The organism is Mesorhizobium sp. M7A.F.Ca.MR.148.00.0.0 (genome assembly GCF_003997735.1).
In the GTDB taxonomy this organism is placed as follows: domain Bacteria; phylum Pseudomonadota; class Alphaproteobacteria; order Rhizobiales; family Rhizobiaceae; genus Mesorhizobium.
Map to the genome: position 1 here is coordinate 16,758 of NZ_RZTB01000068.1, position 15,334 is coordinate 32,091.

General features: G+C 59.6%; 8 protein-coding genes and 3 pseudogenes. All 11 read right to left on the minus strand.

Going from position 1 to position 15,334, the window contains the following annotated elements:
• Positions 1-249: 249 nt before the first annotated feature.
• Positions 250-1,691: pseudogene (locus tag EOB49_RS22050) on the minus strand (NAD-dependent succinate-semialdehyde dehydrogenase); the annotation flags it as partial.
• 64 nt (positions 1,692-1,755) lie between these two features.
• Positions 1,756-2,541: an SDR family NAD(P)-dependent oxidoreductase gene (locus tag EOB49_RS22055; protein WP_126080658.1), complete on the minus strand. Its 786-nt coding sequence runs from the start codon at positions 2,539-2,541 to the stop codon at positions 1,756-1,758.
• 12 nt (positions 2,542-2,553) lie between these two features.
• Positions 2,554-3,570, minus strand: a complete 1,017-nt coding sequence (locus EOB49_RS22060; RefSeq protein ID WP_126080657.1) for a cyclase family protein — start codon at positions 3,568-3,570, stop codon at positions 2,554-2,556.
• A 15-nt stretch (positions 3,571-3,585) separates the two neighbouring features.
• Positions 3,586-5,292, minus strand: coding sequence for an acetolactate synthase catalytic subunit (locus tag EOB49_RS22065; RefSeq protein WP_126080656.1), 1,707 nt, complete (start codon positions 5,290-5,292; stop codon positions 3,586-3,588).
• 122 nt (positions 5,293-5,414) lie between these two features.
• Positions 5,415-7,187 carry an ABC transporter permease subunit gene (locus tag EOB49_RS22070; protein ID WP_126080655.1) on the minus strand — a complete coding sequence of 591 codons (1,773 nt, stop codon included), beginning with the start codon at positions 7,185-7,187 and terminating at the stop codon, positions 5,415-5,417.
• Between the two features lie 17 nt (positions 7,188-7,204).
• Positions 7,205-8,302 carry an ABC transporter ATP-binding protein gene (locus EOB49_RS22075; RefSeq protein WP_126080654.1) on the minus strand — a complete coding sequence of 366 codons (1,098 nt, stop codon included), beginning with the start codon at positions 8,300-8,302 and terminating at the stop codon, positions 7,205-7,207.
• 85 nt (positions 8,303-8,387) lie between these two features.
• Positions 8,388-9,503 (minus strand): ABC transporter substrate-binding protein, encoded by a 1,116-nt coding sequence (locus EOB49_RS22080; RefSeq protein WP_126080653.1) that lies wholly within the window; start codon positions 9,501-9,503, stop codon positions 8,388-8,390.
• 190 nt (positions 9,504-9,693) lie between these two features.
• Entirely contained in the window at positions 9,694-10,857 is a 1,164-nt protein-coding gene (locus tag EOB49_RS22085) for a M20 aminoacylase family protein (RefSeq protein WP_126080652.1), read from the minus strand.
• A gap of 1,197 nt (positions 10,858-12,054) precedes the next feature.
• Positions 12,055-12,424 (minus strand): annotated as a pseudogene (locus EOB49_RS37840) (transposase); the annotation flags it as partial.
• 513 nt (positions 12,425-12,937) lie between these two features.
• On the minus strand, positions 12,938-14,107 hold the full coding sequence (locus tag EOB49_RS22095; protein WP_126080651.1) for a Xaa-Pro peptidase family protein: 1,170 nt from the start codon (positions 14,105-14,107) through the stop codon (positions 12,938-12,940).
• A gap of 493 nt (positions 14,108-14,600) precedes the next feature.
• Positions 14,601-15,334 (minus strand): annotated as a pseudogene (locus EOB49_RS22100) (hypothetical protein); the annotation flags it as partial.

Below are 15,334 nucleotides of genomic sequence, written 5' to 3' on the forward strand. Positions count from 1 at the left end.
TCCGGACATGCAGATCGGCTACGCGCACGTTTCGACGGCCAGAACTTGGACCTGCAATGCTCTGATGCTCTGATGCGCGCCGGCTGCGAGTAGATCTTCGAGGAGACGCAATCCGGCCGGACCGGCAACAAGCGTCCCGCGCTCGAGGTCGACAGCTTGGGATCATCCAGACCGCTCATGACCTGCAGCAACGCGGTCCCTACCCGGCTTAGTGCAGGAGATAACTCTCTGCCCGGGATCCTGGAGGGACAGGCATAGATACTTCAACTCGGTGTAGTCCTCGAGGCCGTACTCGAACCTTCGCGGCCGATGCCGGACTGCTTGATGCCACCGAACGGCGCAACCTCGGTGGAGATGAGCCCCGTGTTGATGACGACCATGCCCTATTCCAGCGCCTCGGAGACACGGAAGATCCGGGATGCATCGCGGGTGTAGATGTAGGACGCGAGACCGAACTCGGTAGCGTTTGCGCGCTTGATGACCTCTTCTTCCGTATCAAATCGGAAGAGAGGCGCGACCGGCCCAAATGTCTCTTCGCGCGCGACCTTCATCTCCTGCGTTACATCGGTCAGGATCGTCGGCGTGAAGAACAGCCCACCTCTTTCGTGCGGTTCGCCGCCGGCGACGACTTGAGCACCCATTGCACATGCGTCGGCAATGTGCTCCTTCACTTGGCGGCGGCCTTCTCCTCGATGAGCGGTCCGATCGCCACGCCTTTCTCGAAGCCGTCGCCGACCTTGAGGCTCCTGACGCGCTTCGTCAACGCCGCCGCGGCGGCATCATTGATCCCGGACTGCACGTAGAGGCGGTTGGCGCACACACAGGTCTGCCCGGCATTGCGGAGTTTCGACAGGATCGCGCCTTCGACGGCAGCATCCAGGTCCGCGTCGTTGAAGACGATGAAAGGGGCGTTGCCGCCGAGTTCGAGGCCAAGGTTCTTGATCCGGCCGGAAGCCTGCCGCATCAGCGTGCGGCCAACCTGCATAGAGCCTGTGAACGTGATCTTGCGAACCTTGGTGTTCTCGCAGAACGCCTTGCCCACCATGACCGCGTCCTTCGAAGTGATCACCGAGAACAGTCCGCCCGGCAGTCCCGCGCGCTCGGCGAGCAGCGCCAGTGCCAGCGCCGAGAGCGGTGTCTGGGCGGCGGGCTTGGAGACGATGGCGCAGCCGCAGCAAGCGCTGGCGCCACCTTCCTCGCTAGCATCTCATCCGGGGAGTTCCACGGGGTGATCGCACCGACCACGCCGACCGGCTGGCGTATTACCATAATGCGCTTGTCGTCCTGATGTCCGGGAATGACGTCGCCGTAGGACGCTTGCTTCCTCGGCGAACCACTCGACGTAGGACGCGCCGTACAGGATCTCGCTGCGCGCTTCGGCGAACGGTTTGCCCATCTCGGCGGTGAGGACGGCCGCGAGATCGTTGGCATTCGCGACCATGAGGTCATGGAGGGCGCGCAGGACCCCAGCTCTCTCCTTGCCTGTGCGTCGGGTCCATTCCCGTTACGCGCGGTGCGCGGGGTCGATGGCCTGCTCCACCGTATCCCTTCCGACATCGGGGACCGACGAAACGACCGCGCCGGTCGAGGGGATTGGTCATGTCAAAGCGACGTCCGCCCGAAATCCATTCGCCGGCGACATAGGCGCGTTCGATCAGAAGAGAAGGAACGGCCAGTCCCTCCGGCATCATGGTAAGTACACCCATACCCAGAGCTCCACTTTCAAGTCTTGTAAGTATTCAGCCGCCAGGCGGATCAGATCATGAATGAGCCGCCGTTAACGTCGAGCGTGACACCCGTGAGGAAGGCAGCGTCTTCAGATGCCAGGTAGGCGACCGCAGCGGCGATGTCGTCACCGGTGCCCAGTCGGCCGACAGGAATGCTGGCGACGTAGGCCTGGTTAAGTTCGGCACCAGCCGCGGCAGCCATCGGAGTTTCGATGCGACCCGGCGCAATGGAATTCACCGTGATGTTCGCTGAGCCGACTTCAACCGCAAGGGTGCGGGCAAGGGCCATCATGCCGGCCTTTGACGCGGCATAGTGTGCTCCTGCAATCTCGGTTTTCGTTCGGCCGGCCACCGATGCGATGTTGATGATCCGGCCCCATTTCGCCGCCCGCATGTGGGGAAGACAAGCCCGGCAGCAGAGGAAGGCGCCTGTCAGATTTACTTCGAGAACCTGACGCCACTCCACGGCGAGCATCTCCTCAACCGTTGCCTTCCGTCCGCCGTGTTTCGGAGAGATTCCCGCGTTGTTGACCAGGATGTCGACCCGCCCGAATCGAGCCGATGTAGCCTGGACCATTCGCGTGACATCAGCGTCTGTGGACACATCAACGCGCACCGCCAAGGCCCGCCCAGTACAGTCCGAAGACAGGGTCGAAATGCTGGCGTTCAGGTCACTCTCGGAGAGGTCCGCCAGCACAACATTGGCGCCGGCGTTGAGAAACCGGGTGGCGATCGAAAGTCCGATGCCCCGCGCGGCGCCTGTCACCAGAGCCACCTTGCCGGCGAATGCGGTCGCGTGCGAAACCTGGTCCACGACCTACTTCTCCTACACTGTGGCGACGGGTGTCAGCGGCAAGCCGAACGAGCCGGGCAGGCGCAGAGGCGGAGCGGTAAGGAAAAACCGGCTAAGGTTATGATCTCTTAGCCACGCAGCCAAGTCCGATAGATACCAGAGCTCGTCAAGGCCAAGCTTGAATAGACAATGCTGGTGCAGCGGCAGGCCGGCGCAGTGGTCGCAGCCGTCCGGTACGCGATTCGGATACGCCTCCACCGCGAAGTTGTCGGCAACCAGCGCGGCGATACCGCAGTCGTCGATCCACCGGAGCAGCCTGTCGTCCCGCCCCTCTAGTACGGCGCAGGCATTGTGCAGAACACGCGGATCCGGGCTGCCGTCCATGTCGACAACAAGTTTGGCGAATCCGGTGTGAACGCACAGTATGTCGCCCGCCTCGACTTTAACGGACTGAGTCTGCATAGCACGCACTAGGGCATCGTAGCCGACCAGGGTTCGGTCCCGTCCATAGATCCTGCCTAGGTCAAGCAGCACGCCCCAACCTTGGACGCAGGTCTCGGCGAACTTGTCGATGCCTAATCGGCGCGCGCGAGCTCCGCCTTCGGCATCGGGTCCAAGAACATCCGTGCCGCCCCTGAAGCCATTATAATAGACGATCTCAGCGGTGCCGTCATCGTCGGTGTTGAAATGCTGCCCGATGTGGCTAAGGGCGTCCCACTGCGTCGAATATTGTGTGAATAGTGTCACGCTGTCATCGCAGGACGCGTCAATGTAATGAGTGTTCTCCAGATATAGGGGATAGTTCACCGCCGGCAGTCCCTGCTTGCGTATCGCCACATGACGACGCGGCGGCTTGCGGTTCGGATTGAGCGCAGTCCCGCCGGGGAGATCCAGTGGCAAGCTGAGGCAGAAAGCCCGGCCGGTCCTGATCTCGGCGGCCGCTTTCAGTCGGATGTCATCCGTGATCAGGTTGAGGCGCCCGACTTCGTCGTCGGCGCCGAACAGGCCCCGGTTTGCGCCTTCCGGCTTATTGTTCCATCGGTTGCCCACGTAACGCCATTCCGCTCAGTGATCCAGGGTCCCGGCAAACAGCGAAATCGGAGGATGCGCATCGGGATCCGTCATCACCTCGATGAGTGTCGGCCGCTCGGCGACGAGGGCTCGCTTGAGGACCTCCGGCAGAGCCGCAGCGTCCTCGACTCTTATCCCTTCGCAGCCACAGGCGCGCGCAATCGCCGCGTGATCAACCGCTGCAAAATGGCAGGCTGTGGTATAGGCCCCAAACTTCACGGTTTCTGCGTCCTTCTGGAAGCCGAGGATGCCGTTGTTCAGGACGACGACCGTCACCGGAATTCCCATGCGGACCATCGTCTCCAATTCGGCCCAGGAATGGGCAAAGCCGCCGTCCCCGACAAGCGCCACAACAGGTGCCGAAGGCCGCGCGACTTTTGCTCCAATGGCGAGCGGAAGGCCCCATCCGAGCCCGGCGAGCCCACGGGGTGTGAGGAAGCGCGTCCCTTCCCGTGGCGCTCGCAGATGACCGACGACCCACATCGATGAGTAGCTTGCATCAGCAGTGATGATCATCTCTGGCTGGAGCAGATTCTGCAGTTCCGCCATCACGCGTTCTGGCCTGATCCCTGCGGTTGCCTGCTTTAGAAGGGGTGCCCTGACCGTCTCGAACTGGCGCCAGGCATCGGCAATCCGCTCGGCCAGACCGGGGCGCGCCTGTGACCTTGCCTTGAGATCTTGGGTCTTGAGGGCCTGCGTGAGTGCTTTGAGGGTTTCTGCTGCATCCCCGACGAGGCGGACTGCCTCGTAGTTGCGCCCGATCTCCTGCGGGTCAAGGTCGATCTGGATGATCCTTGTACCCGGACGAATGAGGCGCCAGCTGTCGGTGCCGTTCTGGTTGTTTCGTGTTCCAACTTGCAGGATCAGGTCGGCATCCTCGACCAAGCTCCGCGTGAAGCGGCCAAGCGATGTTGGCCCTACGAGGGATCCGAGCACGCCGAATGAAAGGGGGTGGAATTCATTGACGGCACCCTTCCCCATGTTCGTCGTGAATACAGGGAGCGAGGCAAATTCCTGAAGGTTCGCCAGAGCCGATGGCGCGCCGGTGGAAAGGGCGCCCCCACCCGCCATGACCACCGGGCAATGGGCTTTCGCGATTAGGAAAGCCGCTTCGGCAATGCTGGCATCCGACGGCCGGGTCCGGTCGAGGGGCCAGGCGCTGAGGCATGCCTCGCGCTTGTGGGCGCTGGGCTGGGCTGTCTCGCGGAGCAGGTCAGCCGGCAGTAAAAGGACGGCAGGCCCCGGCCGGCCACTCGCCGCAGCCACGAACGCGGCGTCCACGTAGTCGTCAACCCGATCCGCGGTGCCAATACGGCGCGTCCACTTGGCGCAGGATGCGAAAAGCGCCAGGTGATCGAGTTCCTGAAAGGCATTCTTATCCACCTGCAGTCGCTCTACCTCCTGAATGAGAGCCACCACGGGGATGCTGGCCTTCAGGGCCTCGGCCAGCGGTGCAACGAGCAGTGCCGCTGCTGGACCGTTCTGGGCGGTGACCACCGCGACCTGTCCCGAGGCCCTCGCGAAACCATCGGCCATCGCACCACCCATATTCTCCTGGCGGTAGGCGATTTGACGGATTCCGATTTCCTCCGCAGCGAGGATCACGGCGGAAGGAAGGCTCTGACCGAATATGAACTTCACGCCGTGGCGCGACAACGCACGAGCGATTGTTACGGCAACGGTAGGTTCGATTTCTGTCATCGTGTTTCTTCCTATAGAGTTCTGAATGGTCAGGCGCAGAGTGACCGCGGCCCCAAGGCGCGTAACATGCCGTGCGGTTGACACGCTGGCACTGCCCGGGAGCCCTAACGAGTAGTGCGGATTCAGACCGCGGCGAGCATGCGGGCTGAGGCAGCTTGCATTCTGGATCTTGACCGCCACCAGATGAAGTACATGGCGACGAGCCAGAGCACGGGCAGAAGCATCAGCAGCGACGCCACCGCGGCGACGGTGGGGTCGATTTCATGCCGGATGTTTTCCCACATCTTTAAGGGAAGCGTGCGTATGGATAGACCGCTGACGAGCAAGGATATGACCACTTCGTCGAACGAATGGAGGAACGCAAAAACCGCCCCGCCGAGGATGCCTGGCCGGATCAAAGGCAGAGTCACCCTCATGAATGTCCGGAACGGCCCGGCCCGCATGCTCTTAGCGGCTTGCTCAAGACTAATGTCAAAGTTGGCCAGCGTTGCCGCGACGACAACTACGACATAGCTCATAGCGCCAATGCTGTGCGCCAAGACGATGCCTGTCTTCGATCCGACTAGGCCGAAGGATACCAGACCAAGGTAGGCTGCGATGCCGACCACGATCACCGGAAAGGTGATCGGTGCTAGGAGGACCAACGTGAGCACGTTGCGCAGCATTGGCGCGCTGCGACTGAGTCCATAGGCGGCCAGCGTGCCGAGTATGGTCGAGATTATGGTTACCGAGATTGCAATTTCGAAACTGCTCAGCGCGGCCCCGTTCCACGACGGATCGGCAAAAAACGAACGATACCATTGCACGGAAAAGCCGGATGGAGGGAATTCCAACTGCGTTCCGGCGCTAAAAGACACGATGATCACCACCACGCCCGGGAAGAGGAGAAAGAGTAGGGTGAATATGACTACCGTGATCCCTATGAACCTCCACACATGGGTGGCGTCGCCAGCGCGGTAAAGATGCATGTTCCAGCGACGCGCCCGCCGAAGCGTGCCGAGCTCAGTGAGATGTCGCACCAAGGCCCCCGCTGCGGGAAAACGGTTTCGCCGATCCGACGCAGCATTGCCTTTGGGGCCGGCCGGATTGAGTCTGAGGACGGCGAGCACCGTCATCGCGATCGCGAGGAGAATAAATGACGCTGCCCCTATCCGGCCGAGATTGAATGAGCTTTGCACCTCAGCCGCGATGAAAGTCGAGAGCATGGCATCGCGCAGGCCACCAAGGGCTGCGGGCGTGATGTAGAATCCGAGGCTCAGGATGAAGACGAGCAACGCACCACTGCGTAAGCCGGGCAGACTGAGCGGTAAGAACACGCGCCAGAAGGCCGAGAACGGACGCGCGCCCATGCTGCGCGCGGCTGCCACTTGCGACTTATCGATGCCGAGCATCACGCTCACTAGCGGCAGGATCATGATCGGCAACATGATGTGGACCATGCCGATATACATGGCCATACGGTTGTAAATCAGAGGCAGAGGACTGGTGATGACGCGCAGATCGAGCAGCAGGTTATTGATAAGGCCGCGGTCACCTAGGATCATGACCCAGGCGTAGGTTCGGGCCAGCGAACTCGTGAGATACGGGATCAGGACGAGGATGACCAAGACAGACCGGACCTGCTTCGAAGCAGCCGTGATCAGGTAGGCCGTCGGGTAGCCGATGATAGCGCAGATGACCGTGGCTACGATGCTTACCTCGATGGTCTGGATGAGGACGCGAACGTTCGCAGGATGCACGAAGAACGTCACGTAATTGACGAGGGAGAGCGCGGGGGCGTTGATGCTGTTTAAGAAGAGCTGGACGATCGGTATGGCAAAGACGAGTAGCAGGAGGCAGAGCGCCGGAAAGGTCAGCACAACAGAGGCCCGCGTAAGCTTTTGTAAAGTCAACATCTGCGAGTCCCCTGAGATCACGTCGTGACGAAGCGGATGTCCGATCTCAACCAGTCGAGCTGAATGGTGTCCCCGATCTGGAAGATCTGACGCCCCGCGGCGACGTGTTCGCGTATGACCACGTCGTTATCGCCGACAGCCACATGGTATCTTCGCAGCGGGCCGGCATAGATCATATCGGTCACGGTGCCGGCGACATGCTGGCGCTGATCGGCGTCGGCACTCTTCGTGGCGCCAGGGGCGGAGATCCGTATACGTTCCGGCCGGATCATCGCGACGGTGCCGTCCGGTTGCGGCGTATCCGACTCAACAGCGAATGACGGATCATCGAGGATGTTGGCGTCCCCAAGGAAATTCGCGACAAACCGGGAGACAGGACGGTCATATAGCGCCTCAGGCGTGTCAGTTTGCTCAATTCGTCCAGCGTTCATCACCACGATCCGATCGGAAAGCGTGAGCGCCTCCTCCTGGTCGTGTGTGACACACACCGTAGTGATTCCGAACTCTTTGTGAAGCCCCTTGATCTCACCCTGCATTTGCTCACGCAAGTTACGGTCTAGTGCTCCCAACGGCTCGTCTAGCAACAAGATTGGAGGGTCGGCTATGAGGGCCCGGGCGAGCGCCACGCGCTGCTGCTGCCCACCGCTGAGCTGTGATGGCATGCGGTCACCCAAGCCGTCCAAATGGACACGTGACAGGATGCGTTCGGCTCTCGCGGCCCGCTCAGCCGACCTGATGCCGCGCATCTCGAGCGGAAATTCAAGGTTGCGGCGAACGGTGAGGTGCGGGAAGAGCGCATAGCTTTGGAAGACGACGCCCTGATCGCGCCGATAGGAAGGTACCGAGGCGACGGACTTCCCAGCGATGCGGATATCACCTTCGGTAGGCGCCTCGAACCCCGCCAGCAGCATGAGTGTCGTCGTCTTGCCAGAACCGCTCGGACCAAGGATCGTGAGGAACTCGCCGCGCCCAACGGTCAACGACAGGCTCCTGACCGCAATGACCTGACCGTATAATTTGGTGACGTTCCGAAATTCGATTTGCTCGGAAAGAGCGAGTTTCTCCAATGGTCTATCCTTAGCTAGCGGATGCAGCGTTCTGACTGGTGCATTCATGTTCGTCACTCCAAGCCGAACGATGACGTGCTGGTTCGGTGCGGCACGTCATCGGTAAATGCCGTCGCAAAAGGCCGACAGGGGCTTAAAGCAGGATCCACTCGTTCCAGCGCTGGACCAGCTTTTCGGTGTTCGTGAGCCCGTCCGATCCCTTCTCGGCGTACCATTTCGAGTCGATTAGCACACTTGACCTCAGGTAGTCGGGGTGGCTGGCCAGCGAGCGCCCAATATCTTCCGGTAGAACCTTGAACGCGTTGAGGTTGCTCGGGCCGAACGGCATGAGTTGTGAAAATGCTGCCTGACGGTCGGCGCGCGCGGTAAATGCGACAAACTGTTGCGCAGCGTGCGCGTTAGGAGACCCCTTCACAATCTGCCAGTAGTCCCAAGTTATTTTCGCCTGGTTACGATTAATTTCAAGCGGTGCTCCCTGCTTGATCAACGTGCCGGCCCTACCATCATAGGCATTTACAAGATCTACTGCCTTGTCATGCATCATCTGCTGGATTTCGGACCCTGTTCCCCACCATTTGCGAATATCGGGCTTTATTCTGTCCAAACTTTTGAAAACACGATCTAGGTCCATAGGATATATATCCTTTGGATTTACGCCATCGGCGAGAAGGGCTTCCTCCCAAGGGCCTTCTGAACCATATTGGCCGCTGACAAGACTGCGGACACCCGGGAAACTGTTCACGTCCCAGAATTCCGCCCATGTGGTCGGCCGCAGCTTACCCGCTGGGAATTTTTCGGTATTGTAGACCATGACGAACGCATAAACTACGTTAGCTACGCCAAACGGCTGCTTTGCGAAGTCGGCGAGCCCGTCTAGGTCTTCATTCCTGTAAATAGAATAATCGATCGGCTCAAAAAGACCCTTTTGGGACAACTCGAACGAAGATCCCTGGTTAGCGGTGACAACATCGACGGTGACGTTATTCTGCGCAACCATCATCTCGATCGATGCCCGGTCGCCCTGATCGGTAATCGGGGTCATCTTAATGCCTGTTTCGGCTTCAAATGGTTTTACATAGGCCTCAATCATCGCCTTTCCGGTATCGCCACCGTAGACAAGGACGCGCAGTTCGCCAGGAGTCTGCGCCGATGCCTTGTTACTGGCAATGGAAGGAAGTGCGCCGGCAGCCAAGGCGGTTGATGCTGCCTGCAGGAAACGCCTGCGGTTAATGATAATAGAGAAGCTCATGGCCATTCCCCTTTTTTAATGTTGAGCATAATTGAATATGCAATTTTCGCCGACCCAGCGGACGGCCGCAATCGAGACTTCGCGAAGTGATCTACGTGGCGGTGCCGACGCGGTCCTGTCCTGCGCGTTTCACGGTCAACTGAAGCATCTCTCGCCGTTCAGCCCGGTTCACGAGCCGTAACCCGACAAGTCAGGCCGCCAGAATCTTCTCGACGAGGGTTACCCAATAGCCCACGCCATACGGGATCGCCTCGTCGTCGAAATCGTAAGCGGGATTGTGCAAGCCCGGCGTCGAGCCGTTCCCCAAGAGGATGATCGCGCCCGGCCGCGCTTCCAGCATGTAGGCAAAGTCTTCGGATCCCATCGAAGGCTTGACGTTGTCGTTTACGGCGTCATGGCCCACGAGGCCGCGGGCTGCGGTGATCGCGAAATGTGTTCCGGCCGTGTGATTGAATGTAAGGGGTTCGAGCCGCCGATGCCTGAACTCAATTTCCGCGCCCATCCCGTGGGCCACGCCCTCGGCGCATAACCTGATCTGCCGCTGCGCCAGATCGCGCACGGCGGAGGTCAGACTCCTGACAGTCCCACCCATTTCGACCTGGTCCGCGATGACGTTGTAGGCTTGGCTCGCCGTGAACTTCGTGACAGAAACGACGAGGGCGTCAGTGGGGTCGGTGTTGCGGGACACCACGGTCTGGAGGGCAACGATGATTTGTGCGGCGGTGACCACAGGGTCGACAGTCCTGTGGGGCGAAGCTGCATGCCCGCCCCTCCCCTTGACGATGATGTCAAACTCGTCAAGCGCCGCCATCATACCGCCCTCCCGGATGGCGAACTGGCCAATGTCAGTGCCGGGTGAGTTGTGCAGGCCGTAGACCTGGGAGATGTTGAAGCGCTCCATGATTCCTTCCTGGACCATCTTCAAAGCACCTCGTCCATCTTCCTCGGCGGGCTGGAAGATCAAAGCCGCTGAGCCTTTGAAGTTGCGCGTCGCGGCGAGGTGTTTTGCAGCCGCCAATAGCATCGCGGTGTGGCCGTCATGGCCGCACGCGTGCATCTTGCCGGGTATCCGCGAGGACCAGGCCTTGTTCGACGCTTCCAGGATCGGCAGGGCATCCATATCGGCGCGCAGTCCGATCGTCGGCCCCTCCCCGCCCTCACCCTGGATCAGGGCAACCACGCCGGTCTCGGCGATGCCCGTCTCGATGTGATTGATACCGAAGGAGGCCAGCTTCTCAGCAACGAACTTCGCCGTATTGTGCACCTCGTATCCCAGTTCCGGATTCTGGTGCAGGTAGCGGCGCCATTGCGTGGCTTCTTCCTGGAGATGTCGGAAAGTGTCGACGCTGTACATCTATTAGTTCCCAGCTTTTTCTGTCCTAGTGCCTTATTTAAGCGAGCATCATTCCGCAGCACGATTTCGTCAAATGCCTTTTGTGTATCATCGACATCTAGTAACGAGATGGACCCGAGGCTCGCTTTTCAGCACAGAGGTCGGTCCCGGCCAGCACATGCTAGGTCGCCGTGGGGCAAGTCGGTTACGGAACTGACCCTTGGATGTCTGCGTCCTCGCGCGTCGGCCCGGCCCACCGAATTAAGATCGTGAGGCCCTCTCTGACCAGATCATCCATGACAGCGTGGACCGCGGCCTCGGCGATGGCACTAGTCACGGGGCGGCGGAAGCTAGGATTTCCCTCCGACATCGAGCATAATCAGGCTGCGATCGAAAAAGGGTCCGGGAAGCAGCGTCATTGTCGCAAATCACAGCATCGATGATCGCCGTCAGGTGGCTAGGGCAATTGTTTGGTCGTGATCGATCTTGTTTCGTAGGCGACCGGGGTTGTCCCTCCGGAGATAATGAAGTCGGCCATGACCGGGTAATTTCAGCAGGGAGAAAGGGAGCGCGTTGAATGCATGTCCCCCTGCGGGCCTAGGCATGAAGAGGTCGTTGCCTTCGAGGCCGCCCAGTCCCGCTGACGCGTTGGCAAATTGGTCGTGGTTTAAGGCCGGGGCGAAGAACGTCGCCAATCGGCGAGGGACGCAAAAAGCCATTGTCGCGCTTGCCAGAAGACTGGCGGTGATCATGCCTCGCACGTGGCTGGACGCCACCGAACTTCGCTGGAAACGGCAAGACACCATGCTTGCGGCCACCTGACCCAATTGTATGGACCGGCTGCTGATCGCAAGTGAGGCGTGGAGGATAGCGGAAGTCGCTCATATGTATCCGGCCCTTTTGGTCGGCTCGCGTGTCATGGCCTTGATGGGGAATTCGCACGCACCGTTAATCTCATTAGCGGATAGGTTGCCAGGCAACCATTTGGGTCAAACAGATTCCGGGTGCGTTCATATTCGCTCCATGCTTCTCGCGCACTGGGGGGTGGCGGTTTAGATGGCCGTCACCTCGTTTCGGTGCTGCCGAATGTCCAGCCATTGCGCAGCACGGTATTGCCGTGCTGCCCGGCGCGAGAGCACTTCGCAACTCGCAGTTCGCAATCCTGGAGAACCGTGCCGACGAGATATCGCCGCGCATGAGCGATCCGATCGTTGGACTCTACGAGGACTGGCTGTGGCTCGACGAGCTCATCGAAACGGTCAGCCAGGAGATCGAGGAGATCAGCCAGAACGAGGCGAACTGCCGTCGCCTGATGAGCGTGCCGGCGTCGCGCCGATGATCTCCTGGTCGCGGCGATCGGCACAGCGAAGCCTTCGATCGCTGTCGGGACTTTGGCGCTTCAGCGATAGCCAGTGCCGTGGCGAGCTTGCTGCGATGAAGCCGCGGCGCGGCATTCTGCAGCCATGCGCCGAAGCTGGCCGCCTGGATTAACAGAATTCGCAGATAAGCGGCTTCCTGGTTTTGAGATGCGGCGGACAGTCGGCTTCCCTCCGGTACTGTATTGCCGTGGCACGAGGCCAAGCCATGCGCCTGTTCGATGAGGAAGGCACGGATCTGGAAATCGTCGCGGTGCGCCGCGAGACCAGCCGCGATCGCAGCCATCGGGCTCGTAGCTCCATCAAAGCCACGTCGCGCACGCGATGACCTGCCGGCCAACACGACCGGCCAGTCCCCCGCGGCACAGCCGAAGCCAAGTCAGGACGAGGAGATGGTCGCCAACCGATCGAACAATCGAATAGGACATGAAGCACTAACAAGCTTGACCGCAATCGCTCCAGAAGCCATCGCAACTAGTGTCACCTCAAATCCGCCAACTGGCGGACAGAAGTCCTTCGGAGGGAGTTCGCTACGGTCCACGTGCTGATCGCATCATTGAATCAGACGCCGAACAGATCTTTCCGCCATTCTTCTAATCCCAAGAGCCAATCCGGAGAGAAGCAAGACCCTCCGGAGGACATCAAAACGCCGGCGATTCGGACAACTTAGAAGCGCCTGACATCAACACGATCGAATAGATAGGCGACCGGACACGATTGCCCGTTCAGATTTCGAAGATCTTCCGCGGCGTGTTTGTGATTACCTCAGCGCCGGTGCCGGCGACCCGGAATGTCTCGCTGATCACGTAACCGAAGTCGTCCTCAATCCAGTTGCCCAGCATCAAATGAAAGGTCATGTTCGGCTTCAGCTCAGTCGTGTCGCCATCCCGGAGGCTTGCAGTCGGTTCGAGCCAGCCAATGCCGTGCGCGTAGCCGCAGCGCGTTTCCTTTTCGAAACCGTGTTTGCGGAGCGTCTTGTAGAACGCGTTGGCCACTTCGCTGCACGTTGATCCCGGCCGGACTGCGGCGAGTGCCGCCTCAAGGCCTTCGACCTGGGCCTCATGAATGCGGCGCAGGCGTTCGGACGGGGCGCCGATCGAGAAAGTACGCATGAGGCCCGCGGAATATCCATGGCGAGTGCCGCCGAGTTCGAGATTGATCTGGGACCCGTCGCGGAACACGTCCCCCGTCCACGGAATGTGACAGGTACCTATCCGAGGCGAGGCGCAGAGATAGAAGGCCTTCAGCGCCGTTCCCGGCTTTCCATTCGCTCCCCGGATTAACGCCGCCGCGATCTCTGCCGCCGCGTCGGCTTCCGCTACACCGGCACGTATGACTTCGCTGGCGCGCTTCATCGCGGCGTCGGAAATGGCGGCGGCTTCCCGCATGACTTCTATTTCGAGATCGGATTTGACTAGGCGGAGCCAGCTGACAAGCTTGGTGCAGTCTACAACGCGAGCCTCAGGCAGCCGTGACTTGAACTTTTCCGATGTCGCTGCAGGCAGGCTCGACATCTCGATACCCAGCCCCCGTTTCGCGAGACCAGCTTCATTCAGGAAGTCGATGACGGCATCGTATCCGTCGTTGGCTAGATTGCCAATGAGCGCTTCCGGGTAGCCGATGATCTTATCCTGTTCCATGAAACATTCGTACATGGCCGCCGGCGCATCGCAACGACGAAGGATGAATGTCGGCTCCTCAGCCACCCCGTCAATCACAAGCGCCTGAGGAACATATCCGGACGGCGTGGTATAGCCTGAAAGATAAGTGATATTGGAAGCGTCCAAAACGAGCAGTACGTCCACGTCGCGTCCCTCCATTTCAGCCTTCACGGCGGACAGCCGGCGCAGGTATTCAGTGCGTGGAAATGCCTGTACACCCTTTGGGATCGTCATGAGTCTACTCCATTGATTTTTGAGGTTTGCATTCGCGCAACAATGACACAGCCTCCGCTAAGACTGGCCAGCACAATCCGGTCGCTGAGGCTTGATCGTCCTGTGCTTGTTGTTCAACTCGCGGCTAGAGAAGTCAGACGATTGAACGCCCAGCGGCCATGGTCAAATGCAGTTTCCATATCGACGTCATCTGGCTGCAAGATGTCTCCGAGAGACTTGTTCAGCAGGTGGCGGCCGCCTGATCAAGCGAAGCCTAGCTCGCGCAAAGCCCCTTTGGAGCGCAGGTAATCAGTCGCCACTCACGATCGTGTCGCGGAAAGCAAAGCACGAGGCTTCTGTGAATCAGCAAAAATCAACCGATCGCGATTCGCCACGGATCGCAAAGTATAGCTATGGCTCCGCATCTCTTTCGTGCTCTCAATCGCACCAATGTTCGGCAACGATCACTCTTTGGCTGGGACATCTGCGCTGGTGCGGAGAGACGAGGAACCGATTATTGTTCCTGTTCAGTCGGAAATGGTGTGATCGACCAGTCGATTAGGTCGATGGCTTGCTGGAGTATCGACTTTGTCCGAGAACGGTTGGATGAAACGGCGATAATGTACCCCATGGAGTCTCGGTAATCGCCCTTCCTGATGATCGGCGTCTTGGGCTCAACATAAAATTTGACTTCGGCGACACCCGGTACAGCAGCAGCCTGACTGCCGCCATGGATCCAATCGAGGATGCCATCGCGATCAGGAAACAATGAGCGCCAGGCCGCGATATGTGAATGGCTTTTGCGCAGGTTACATTCGCGACCGATGACAAGCTTGATGTGTTCGGTGACGAGGTCGACTCCGTAAGCCAGATGAACCGGTTGAGGACCACCACCAAGCCGCGGGTTGACTTCAATAACGACTGGACCACGTGTCGTCCATCGGAATTGGATACTGGTTGGCCCCCAGCCAAGGCCGAGAGATCGCAAGCAACTCAGCGAAACATCGGCCATAAGTTTGTACTCGTCATCAATGAGCGGGGCTGGGAAGGTTCCTTCACTACAGACGAAATGCGGCTGGCCGCCATATACAGCAGCCTCTATCCCAACGATTTCATTTCCCATTGCGTAAGCGCCGTAGTCTGGACCATTCGCGTATTCTTCAACAAGTATCCTCGGTGAAGATCGCCAAATATGCTTCCCACCCAATAGGTAGGTGGTATGTTCGGCTAACTCATCGACGGTGCTGC

Excerpts from the sequence above, each read along its gene's own strand:
- EOB49_RS22065 (WP_126080656.1), bottom strand. The coding sequence starts at position 5,292 with ATGACAGAAATCGAACCTACCGTTGCCGTAACAATCGCTCGTGCGTTG.
- EOB49_RS22070 (WP_126080655.1), bottom strand. The coding sequence starts at position 7,187 with ATGTTGACTTTACAAAAGCTTACGCGGGCCTCTGTTGTGCTGACCTTT.
- EOB49_RS22075 (WP_126080654.1), bottom strand. The coding sequence starts at position 8,302 with ATGAATGCACCAGTCAGAACGCTGCATCCGCTAGCTAAGGATAGACCA.
- EOB49_RS22080 (WP_126080653.1), bottom strand. The coding sequence starts at position 9,503 with ATGAGCTTCTCTATTATCATTAACCGCAGGCGTTTCCTGCAGGCAGCA.
- EOB49_RS22085 (WP_126080652.1), bottom strand. The coding sequence starts at position 10,857 with ATGTACAGCGTCGACACTTTCCGACATCTCCAGGAAGAAGCCACGCAA.
- EOB49_RS22095 (WP_126080651.1), bottom strand. The coding sequence starts at position 14,107 with ATGACGATCCCAAAGGGTGTACAGGCATTTCCACGCACTGAATACCTG.